The organism is Streptomyces sp. A3M-1-3 (assembly GCF_024213665.1).
Classification (GTDB): domain Bacteria; phylum Actinomycetota; class Actinomycetes; order Streptomycetales; family Streptomycetaceae; genus Streptomyces.
In genome coordinates, this window is the sequence record NZ_JANAVP010000064.1 from 1 (window position 1) to 8,973 (window position 8,973).

The following is an 8,973-nucleotide window of genomic DNA, read 5'->3' on the forward strand; positions in this document are numbered from 1 at the left end:
CTGGAGCTGCCGCTGCTGATCGTCGACATCCAGCGCGGCGGGCCCTCCACCGGCCTGCCCACCAAGACCGAGCAGGCCGACCTGCTGCAGGCCATGTACGGCCGCAACGGCGAAGCCCCCGTCCCGGTCATCGCCCCCAAGACCCCCGCCGACTGCTTCGACGCCGCCCTCGAGGCGGCCCGCATCGCGCTCACCTACCGCACCCCGGTGTTCCTCCTCTCCGACGGGTATCTGGCCAACGGATCCGAGCCGTGGCGGATCCCCGACCTCGACGAGCTGCCCGACCTGCGAGTCCAGTTCGCCCAGGGCCCCAACCACACCCTGGACGACGGCACCGAGGTGTTCTGGCCCTACAAGCGCGACCCGCAGACCCTGGCCCGCCCCTGGGCCGTCCCCGGCACTCCCGGCCTCGAACACCGCATCGGCGGCATCGAGAAACAGGACGGCACCGGCAACATCTCCTACGACCCGGCCAACCACGACTTCATGGTCCGCACCCGCCAAACCAAGATCGACAACATCGAAGTCCCCGACCTCGACACCGACGACCCCCACGGCGCCAGCACCCTCGTCCTGGGCTGGGGATCCACCTACGGCCCGATCACCGCCGCCGTACGCCGGCTGCGGACCGCCGGGATCCCGATCGCCCAGGCCCACCTGCGCCACCTCAACCCCTTCCCGCGGAATCTCGGCGAGGTCCTGGGGCGTTACAACAAGGTAGTGGTGCCGGAGATGAACCTCGGCCAGCTCGCCACCCTGCTGCGGGCCCGCTACCTGGTCGATGCACAGTCGTACAACCAGGTGAACGGCATGCCGTTCAAGGCCGAGCAGCTCGCAGAAGCTCTCAAGGAGGCCATCAATGACTGAGGCGCTCTCGCTGGTCCCCAAGGCCGAGGCCAAGCAGTCCATGAAGGACTTCAAGTCCGATCAGGAAGTGCGCTGGTGCCCCGGTTGCGGTGACTACGCGGTCCTCGCCGCCGTACAGGGCTTCATGCCCGAACTCGGCCTGGCGAAGGAAAACATCGTCTTCGTCTCCGGAATCGGCTGCTCCTCCCGCTTCCCGTACTACATGAACACCTACGGGATGCACTCCATCCACGGCCGCGCCCCCGCCATCGCCACCGGACTCGCCTCCTCCCGCCGCGACCTGTCCGTCTGGGTCGTCACCGGCGACGGCGACGCCCTCTCCATCGGCGGCAACCACCTCATCCACGCCCTGCGCCGCAACGTCAACCTCAAGATCCTGCTCTTCAACAACCGGATCTACGGCCTGACCAAGGGCCAGTACAGTCCCACCTCCGAAGTCGGCAAGATCACCAAGTCGACGCCGATGGGCTCCCTCGACGCGCCCTTCAACCCGGTATCCCTCGCCATCGGCGCGGAGGCGTCGTTCGTGGCCCGCACGGTCGACTCCGACCGCAAACACCTCACCGAGGTCCTGCGCCAGGCCGCCGACCACCCCGGCACCGCACTCGTGGAGATCTACCAGAACTGCAACATCTTCAACGACGGCGCCTTCGAAATCCTCAAGGACAAGGACCAGGCCCAGGACGCCGTCATCCGCCTCGAACACGGCCGGCCGATCCGCTTCGGCACCGACAACAGCAAAGGCGTCGTACGCGACCCCGCCACCGGCGACCTCAAGGTCGTCACCGTGACCGCCGAGAACGAGGCGCAGGTCCTGGTCCACGACGCCCACGCCACCTCCCCCACCACCGCGTTCGCCCTCTCCCGGCTGGCCGACCCCGACACCCTCCACCAGACACCCATCGGGGTACTCCGCAGCGTCGACCGGCCCGTCTACGACACCCAGATGGCCGACCAACTCGACGCCGCCATCGAACACAACGGCAAGGGCGACCTGTCCGCGCTGCTCGCCGGCGGCGACACCTGGACGGTCGTCGGCTGACGCCCCACCGCACCCGAACCGACGAGGTCCGGATCTCCTCAGGAGGTCCGGGCCTCGTCGTATGTCTCGCGGAGTCGATCGCTGCCGCCCTGTCATGACCGTATAGCGATACGGGTATGACATCGGGCCCTCCCGCCGTTACCTTCGTGGAATTGGCGCAGGCAGGACAGGCAAGGCAGGCAGGCCGGGAGGGCCCGTGAAGGGGATCAGCGAGCAGCGGGCGGGATTGCTGTACGGCTTCGGCGCGTACGGGATGTGGGGGCTCGTCCCCCTCTTCTGGCCTCTGCTGAAGCCGTCCGGTGCGATCGAGATACTCGCCCACCGCATGGTGTGGTCCTTCGCGGTCGTCGGCATCGCGCTGCTGGTGCTGCGGCGCTGGAGCTGGGTCGCCGAGCTGGTCCGGCAGCCCCGGAAGCTGGGGCTGATCACGATCGCCGCGGCCGTCATCACCGTGAACTGGGGCGTCTACATCTGGGCCGTGAACAACGGCCAGGTGGTGGAGGCGTCCCTCGGCTACTTCATCAATCCGCTGGTCACCATCGCGATGGGCGTGCTGTTCCTGAAGGAGCGGCTGCGGCCGGCGCAGTGGGCCGCCGTCTCGATCGGCTTCGTCGCCGTGCTGGCGCTGGCCATCGGTTACGGCCGGCCGCCGTGGGTCTCGCTCATCCTGGCGTTCTCGTTCGCCACGTACGGCTTCGTGAAGAAGAAGACCAACATCGGCGGGCTCGAATCGTTGGCCGCGGAGACGGCGGTCCAGTTCCTGCCGGCGCTGGGCTATCTGCTGTGGCTGGGCTCTACCGGCTCGGCCACCTTCGGTACGTCCGGACCGGGCCACGCCGCACTGCTGGCGGCGACGGGCGTGGTCACCGCGGCCCCGCTGGTCTGCTTCGGCGCGGCGGCGATCCGGGTCCCGCTGTCGACGCTGGGACTGCTCCAGTACCTGGCGCCGGTCTTCCAGTTCCTGCTGGGCATCGTGTACTTCCACGAGGCCATGCCGCCGGAGAAGTGGGCCGGCTTCTCCCTCGTGTGGGCGGCGCTGGCGATCCTGACCTGGGACGCGCTGCGCACGGCCCGCCGTACCCGGGCGGACGCGCTCCGGCTGCCCGCTCCGCAGGCCCCGCTCCCGCTCGTCGGCACTCCGCAGGCGGAACGCATCCCCGCTTCCTGAACCCGCCGCCCACACCACTGAAGCGGCGCCCCCGTGGGGGCGCCCCTTTCTGGTGTTGCCCGCGCTGCTAGTGGGCCGCCTCGGCCGGCGTCCGGGCCGGGGACTGCGGGGTGTCCTGCCTGTTCTCCTGGGTGCGCGGGCGGGTGCGGAGGCCGAAGGACGTGATCAGCGCGCCCAGCACCACCATCACCACCGGCACGGTCAGCGCCGCGCGGAACGCCTCCAGCGTGGACTGCGGGGAGCCGTCCCCGCCGGCCGCGGCCAGACCGTACACCGCCGTCACCGCCGAGATGCCGACCGCCGAGCCGAACTGCGTCGCGGTGGCCAGCAGCCCGCCCGCGAGGCCCTGCTCCCGCTCCTCGACCCCGTCGGTCGCGGCGATGGTGAGCGGGCCGTACGCCAGCGCGAAGGCGGTACCGGTGAGGATCAGCGTCGGGAACATCGCCGCGTACGACCAGTCCATGCCAACCGGCAGGAACAGCCCGTACGACGCGATGGCCAGGACGAAGCCGCCGAAGATGACCCGCGCGTTGCCGAAGCGGTTCACCAGGCGCGGGGTGAGCGTCGGGGCGAGTACGGCGTCCACACCCAGCACGACCAGGGCGATCGCGGTCTGGAGCGAGGACCAGCCACGCAGTTCCTGGAGGTAGAGGGTGACGACGAACTGGAAGCCGAAGAACGAGCCGACGAAGAGCAACGCGCCGAGATCGGCCCGCACCATCGCGGCCTTGCGGAGGATGCCGAGCCGTACGAGCGGGGAGGCCGTACGGCGTTCGACGGCGACGAAGACGGCGGCCATCAGCAGACCTGCCGTGACGGCGGCCAGGGTCAGCGGCCAGCCGTTCATGCCGTGCTCCAGGCGCACGATCCCGTACGCGAGGAGCAGCATCGCGCCGGCCGCCGCAGCGGCGCCGCCGAGGTCGAATCCTCCGGTCCGGACCGGACGCGGCTCTGCCGGGATCAGCCGGACAGCGGCGAGCAGGATCCCGCCCGCGAGCAGCACCGGCGCGAAGAAGACCCAGCGCCAGCCGAGCTGGGTGAGCAGACCGCCGATGACGAGGCCGAGCGAGAATCCGCCGGCGGCGGTGCCGGCGAAGACGAGCAGGGCCTTGTTGCGCTGGGGGCCCTCCTCGTACGAGGTGGTGATGATCGACATGGCGGCGGGCGTCATAAACGCGGCGGCCACGCCCGTCACGAAGCGGGCCACGATCAGCATCCAGCCCTCGGTGGCGAAACCGCCCAGGCTGGAGAAGACCAGGAATACGGCGAGCCAGACCAGAAACATCCGCCGCCTGCCCAGCAGGTCCGCGGCGCGGCCGCCGAGGAGCGTGAAGCCCGCGTAGCCGAGGACGTAGGCACTCATGACCCAGGCGGCGGTGCCGGTGGAGAGCTCCAGATCCGATCTGATCGAGGGGACGGCGACGGCGAGCATGGCGACGTCGATGCCCTCGAGGAAGATCGTTCCGCAGAGGACGAGCAGCAGAGCCCAGGCCCGGCCGCTCATGGAGGAGCGGGTCGGGCCGGTCGGAGGCGTGGAGTTGGGTGTGGCGGTGGCGGACACGGATGACTCCTCGGATGCGGGATGCGTCGGGACTGGTTACCCAAGAGCTGGTCAGTTCTCTCTTGTAACCAACTGCATCCTGCGGCAGGATGAGGTGTCATGGAAGAAGGCACTTTGAAGTCACCGAGTGACTGCGCGCATACCGACAACGGCGACGCGGATCCCTTCCAGTGGGACACCCGGGAGGACTGCCAGGTCCGCCAGATCCTCGACCGCATCGCGGACAAGTGGTCGCTCCTGGTCATTGCCCTCCTGGACAGCCGCACTCTGCGCTTCACGGAGCTGCGCCGGAAGATCGACGGCATCAGCCAGCGGATGCTGACCGTGACGCTGCGCCAGCTGGAACGGGACGGTCTCGTCGTCCGCACGGTGCATCCGGTGGTGCCGCCGCGCGTCGACTACGCGCTCACCCCGCTCGGCCGGACACTGCACGAGACCATCCAGTCGCTGGTGACGTGGACGGAGACGCACCAGGCCGAGGTGGCAGCGGCCCGCGAGGCGCACGACGCCCGCACGGAGTCGGAGCGGGCGGCCGCCGCCGGCTGACCCCGGTTTCAGGCCAGGGCCTTGACCACCTCGGCCATTACCGCGCGCCAGTGGTCGCGCTGGCGGGTGCGCTGCTCCGCGTTCGCCAGGTGCTCCTGGTGGAAGCGGAGTACCGCCTTTCCGGGGCCCGCCGCCGACACCGCGACCTGGACGGTCGTGGGGCCGTACGTCACGCGGACCCGGTCGCCCGGCCGGTAGCTGCGCGTCTCGCCCCGTACGCCCGCCGCGGTTTCGTACGCGGCGCCCTTCTCCGGCGAGAGCCGTGCGCCCTCGCCGAGCCAGAGGGCGACGCCCGCCGGGCTCGCGATGAACTCCCATACCGCGTCGGGGGGATGGGGCAGGGTCTTCGAGACGCCGATCTCCCAGCCGGCGTCCTGGGTGAGTCCTGTGGGCATCAGTTCGTCTCCTTCGCACTTTCGTACTGCCGGGCGCGGTGGGCCCGGACCTTGTTGCGGTTGCCGCAGCGTTCCATCGCGCACCAGCGGCGGCGGCCGGGGCGCGAGGTGTCGACGAAGAGCAGGAAGCAGTCGTGCGAGCCGCATTCGCGGACGCGGTGGGCGTACGGCCCGGTGAGCAGGTCCACCGCGTCGCGGGCGACGGCCGACAGGAGCTGGGTGCCGGTGGCGCCGGGGATCCAGCCTCGGGTGCCGTCCGGGGCGATCCGGGGCGCGGGCGGTTCCTGCGCGGCGGCCGCGTTGACGACCGCCAGGTCGGCGGGGCGCAGCGGGCGGCCGTGCGCGCGGTCCGTGGCCAGCTGCCACAAGGCGTCCCGGAGGGCGCGGGCCGCCGCGACCTCCGCGGCGGCCACGACCGGCTCCAGACCGGCCGGCAGCCGGCTCTCCTCGGCCCATCGCACCAGGTCGGCGGGGGCGTGCAGCACTTCGTACCGCGCGAACCCGCCCGGACCGCCGGTGGGCAGCAGCTCAAGGCTCAGCGCGCCGGGGTCGAAGAGATAGGGGCGCCCTTCTGGCGTTCGCAGGGTCAGTCCCGTCGCCGACTCGCTCATGTAACCACTATAACTGGTTAACATACTCTGCACTCGAAACTCGTGATCGACGCATCCGACCCGCACGCGCAGGCCGACTTCTGGGCCGCGGCCCTGGGCTACGAGGTCGAGGACAACAGCGCGCTCATCGAGCGGCCTCCGCACGTACCGCGCGGTGCCGGACGGATCGACGGTGGAGTCGCACGGCCGCGCCGCATGGCGCGATTTCGCCGCCGTCCGGCATCCGGACGACCCGTACGAGCCGGACAGCGGATCGGGCCTCGGGCGCCGGCTGCTCTAGTCGCCGGGACTTGGCCATTTGTCTACGCTTCGCCCATGCCTGAGAGCCCCACCGACCCGAACGCCCCGCGAGCCCCGTACATGCGCGTACGGGACGCGCTCGCTGCCGACATTGCGGCGGGTACGTACGCACCAGGCAGCCCGATTCCGAGCGAAGCCGAGTTGTGCGAGCGCTTCGGTGTGGCTCGGGAGACTGCCCGCCGAACGGTGCGGGTGCTCCGGGAACGCGGACTCATCCGGACCGAATGGGGTCGGGGCAGCTTCGTTGCAGCGCCCGCCGGCGGGGACGAGCACCAGGGCGAGTAGCCCCGCTCAACAGGAGTGAGGACAGATCAGCGCAAGAACCGCGCCACCGTGTAAGCGGTCGAACCCGTGAGCCCGGCCCCGTTCTCGTCCACCATGTCCACCACTTCGAAGCCCTCGCCGTTCGCGTAGCGCTCCAGTTCGCGTGGGAACAGCACTCGCCGCCGGATCTCGTCTTGCGCGTGCTCGCCGGACGCGAGAACCCAACGTCTGTGCATGGTGTTGATCTGCGTCCTCAGGTCCCATTCATAGCGAATGGTGACCGTGGCGGGTCCACGCGGGGTCTCGATTTCGGCGCTGGTCGGCTCCGTATGGATGACCGGGGCCACGGGTGAGCAGATCACGAGGAGGGCCCCCGCCCTCGCATGCGCAGCGAACGTGCCGAACGTCTTACTGATCTCGTCGTTGTCGTGCACGTATGCGAGCGAGTTCCCGAGACACGTCACGGCGTCCATGCGCTTCCAGAGCCGCACCCTGCGCATGTCCCCGGCCCGAAAGTCCAGCCCCGGACGCACACGACGTGCGTACTCGACCATGCCCGGTTGGAGATCCACCCCGACGCACTCGTAATGCTTGGCCAGGATCTCCACGTCACGCCCGGTGCCGCATCCGAAGTCCACCAGAGTGCTTGCGTCTGGTCTATGGCGCTCAATGAGCGCTTGGCACGTCTCGGCGCTGCCGCTGTCCGACTGCACCGCGTCATACAGCGCGGGGTCTCGGTAGAAGACGTTCGTATCTTCCATGCGCCTTGCTTCCATGTCGGGGCTGGTCATGCGAGCGTTCGCAACCCAACTTCCAGGGCGAGCACGTCGCACAGCAGATCAGGGACCGTGGGCGCATGCTCGGCGTACTCTCGGGCTTGGACCAGCGCTTTCGGGTCAACGTAGCCGAGATCCACCAGCAGCGATTCCCGCAACATGCCGTCCAGGACGGGCAGCCCGAACGTGCGCAACCCCGCTTCCATGACTCCCAGGAAGTTTTCCGGCTCCGCCGGCGAGGCGACCCGCTCGGACAGTCCGGCACGGCGTAGCCGCTCGCGGAACATCGCTTTCCCGCGCTTGTGCTCGTGGGGTAGCTGTTCCATGAACCGCACGATGCGGGGGTGTACGAGCGGGCTTACGGGCCACACACCAACTCGGAGGAATCCGGGGTTGTGGAGCCCGAAGCCGATCAGCGTCGGTACGGGCAGAACGGGGATGGGTGCTAGTTGCTCGTCCACGTCGGCGAGTGCCTGTACGGCTCGTCCACCAAGCCACGGCACCGGCGGAGCTTGGGGAAGTTTGGTGCCCGTTCTCGAATGATGCGCGTTGATCTCGTCCCCGCCGCTCCCGGTGAACATCACCTCACACCCTCGCGCGGCAGCCTGGTTACGCATTACGTCGAACGCCTCTTGATAGAACGCCCCGGCGGGGTCATGGGGCTTTCGGAGGGCTCGCACACCGCCCGACACGAACGGCGGGTGTTGCACGGCCGGAACAGCGATGTCCCGGAATCCGCAGTGAGACACCAACGCATCTCGCCGCTCACGCTGTTGGGCACCGATCTGCCCGCCCATGAGTAGCCCGAAGCTGTGAACAGAGTTGAATCGAGCCGCGCTCACCGCCAAAGCGACGTTGCCCGAGTCGGCCCCTCCGGAAAGTTCGATGCCGACGCACCCCGTTGCCGTCGGGGCTTCGCGGACCGCTTCGGTCAGTAGCGAGTCAAAGACGTTCATCGGGTCCACGTCGGGCCGCAGAACGCGGGGTTCCAGTACGTGCTCGGCGGGCTCGGGATAGTGCACGGTAAGGCCGGAGGAGTTGAAGACGGCTGTAGCACGTTCGGTGAGACGGAACACGCCTTCAAACAGAGTGTCCGCAGTGTATCTGTGCTGCCTGGTCAGAGTCCGTGCAACCACGCGTGGCAAGAGCTGTTCGGGCCGTAGGTGGGGGCGTAGCTCCGCAAGGTCCCATGACGCGTACAGCGTTCCCCCTGTCACCATGAGGTAGAGCGGAGCCGTGCCGAACACCCCAGCGGACAGCCGGGCTTCCCCCGGCTTCATGGTGAGTGCCACAAAGTCGGCTTCCCCGGTCTTGCACTCGCGTACTTTCACGCTCACATGCGGGGAGTGGTCATCGTTGAACTCGGCTACTAGGGTCTGTTGCGAAAGTGCTGGTCGCAGAAGTGCGTTGTCGGTCGTGTTGTGCTTGCATACCCCGGTGAAT

The 8,973-nt window shown here is 68.9% G+C and carries 9 protein-coding genes and 2 pseudogenes; 6 read left to right on the forward strand and 5 right to left on the reverse strand.

The window, feature by feature from the left end; translation table 11 throughout:
* From NLX86_RS33995 to rarD, 3 genes and pseudogenes are all read left to right on the forward strand, one after another.
* Positions 1-867 (forward strand): annotated as a pseudogene (locus tag NLX86_RS33995) (2-oxoglutarate ferredoxin oxidoreductase subunit alpha); the annotation flags it as partial.
* Entirely contained in the window at positions 860-1,909 is a 1,050-nt protein-coding gene (locus NLX86_RS34000; RefSeq protein ID WP_254375683.1) for a 2-oxoacid:ferredoxin oxidoreductase subunit beta, read from the forward strand. The pseudogene NLX86_RS33995 and the gene NLX86_RS34000, both read left to right, overlap by 8 nt.
* Before the next feature lie 196 nt (positions 1,910-2,105).
* A complete protein-coding gene (gene rarD / locus NLX86_RS34005) occupies positions 2,106-3,077 on the forward strand; it encodes an EamA family transporter RarD (RefSeq protein WP_254375684.1) in 972 nt (323 codons plus the stop codon).
* A 67-nt stretch (positions 3,078-3,144) separates the two neighbouring features.
* Here rarD and NLX86_RS34010 read toward each other — a convergent pair whose 3' ends face one another.
* Positions 3,145-4,581: an MFS transporter gene (locus NLX86_RS34010; RefSeq protein WP_254375691.1), complete on the reverse strand. Its 1,437-nt coding sequence runs from the start codon at positions 4,579-4,581 to the stop codon at positions 3,145-3,147.
* A gap of 156 nt (positions 4,582-4,737) precedes the next feature.
* Here NLX86_RS34010 and NLX86_RS34015 point away from each other — a divergent pair, with 156 nt between their 5' ends.
* Positions 4,738-5,184, forward strand: a complete 447-nt coding sequence (locus NLX86_RS34015; RefSeq protein WP_254375685.1) for a helix-turn-helix domain-containing protein — start codon at positions 4,738-4,740, stop codon at positions 5,182-5,184.
* A gap of 8 nt (positions 5,185-5,192) precedes the next feature.
* On the opposite strand, the gene NLX86_RS34020 is transcribed toward NLX86_RS34015, so the two are convergent.
* A complete protein-coding gene (locus NLX86_RS34020; RefSeq protein WP_254375686.1) occupies positions 5,193-5,579 on the reverse strand; it encodes an SRPBCC domain-containing protein in 387 nt (128 codons plus the stop codon).
* On the reverse strand, positions 5,579-6,190 hold the full coding sequence (locus NLX86_RS34025; protein ID WP_254375687.1) for an ABATE domain-containing protein: 612 nt from the start codon (positions 6,188-6,190) through the stop codon (positions 5,579-5,581). Before NLX86_RS34025 ends, NLX86_RS34020 begins: the two co-directional genes overlap by 1 nt.
* Before the next feature lie 27 nt (positions 6,191-6,217).
* Here NLX86_RS34025 and NLX86_RS34030 point away from each other — a divergent pair.
* A pseudogene (locus NLX86_RS34030) lies at positions 6,218-6,467 on the forward strand (VOC family protein); the annotation flags it as partial.
* Between the two features lie 38 nt (positions 6,468-6,505).
* Positions 6,506-6,775 (forward strand): GntR family transcriptional regulator, encoded by a 270-nt coding sequence (locus NLX86_RS34035; protein ID WP_254375688.1) that lies wholly within the window; start codon positions 6,506-6,508, stop codon positions 6,773-6,775.
* Positions 6,776-6,801: 26 nt separating this feature from the next.
* Here NLX86_RS34035 and NLX86_RS34040 read toward each other — a convergent pair whose 3' ends face one another.
* Positions 6,802-7,545, reverse strand: a complete 744-nt coding sequence (locus NLX86_RS34040; protein ID WP_254375689.1) for a trans-aconitate 2-methyltransferase — start codon at positions 7,543-7,545, stop codon at positions 6,802-6,804.
* A partial coding sequence (locus tag NLX86_RS34045; protein WP_254375690.1) for an asparagine synthase-related protein occupies positions 7,542-8,973 on the reverse strand: 1,432 nt, incomplete at its 5' end. The genes NLX86_RS34040 and NLX86_RS34045, both read right to left, overlap by 4 nt.

Excerpts from the sequence above, each read along its gene's own strand:
- NLX86_RS34000 (WP_254375683.1), top strand. The coding sequence starts at position 860 with ATGACTGAGGCGCTCTCGCTGGTCCCCAAGGCCGAGGCCAAGCAGTCC.
- NLX86_RS34015 (WP_254375685.1), top strand. The coding sequence starts at position 4,738 with ATGGAAGAAGGCACTTTGAAGTCACCGAGTGACTGCGCGCATACCGAC.
- NLX86_RS34040 (WP_254375689.1), bottom strand. The coding sequence starts at position 7,545 with ATGACCAGCCCCGACATGGAAGCAAGGCGCATGGAAGATACGAACGTC.
- NLX86_RS34025 (WP_254375687.1), bottom strand. The coding sequence starts at position 6,190 with ATGAGCGAGTCGGCGACGGGACTGACCCTGCGAACGCCAGAAGGGCGC.
- NLX86_RS34010 (WP_254375691.1), bottom strand. The coding sequence starts at position 4,581 with ATGAGCGGCCGGGCCTGGGCTCTGCTGCTCGTCCTCTGCGGAACGATC.
- NLX86_RS34035 (WP_254375688.1), top strand. The coding sequence starts at position 6,506 with ATGCCTGAGAGCCCCACCGACCCGAACGCCCCGCGAGCCCCGTACATG.
- NLX86_RS34020 (WP_254375686.1), bottom strand. The coding sequence starts at position 5,579 with ATGCCCACAGGACTCACCCAGGACGCCGGCTGGGAGATCGGCGTCTCG.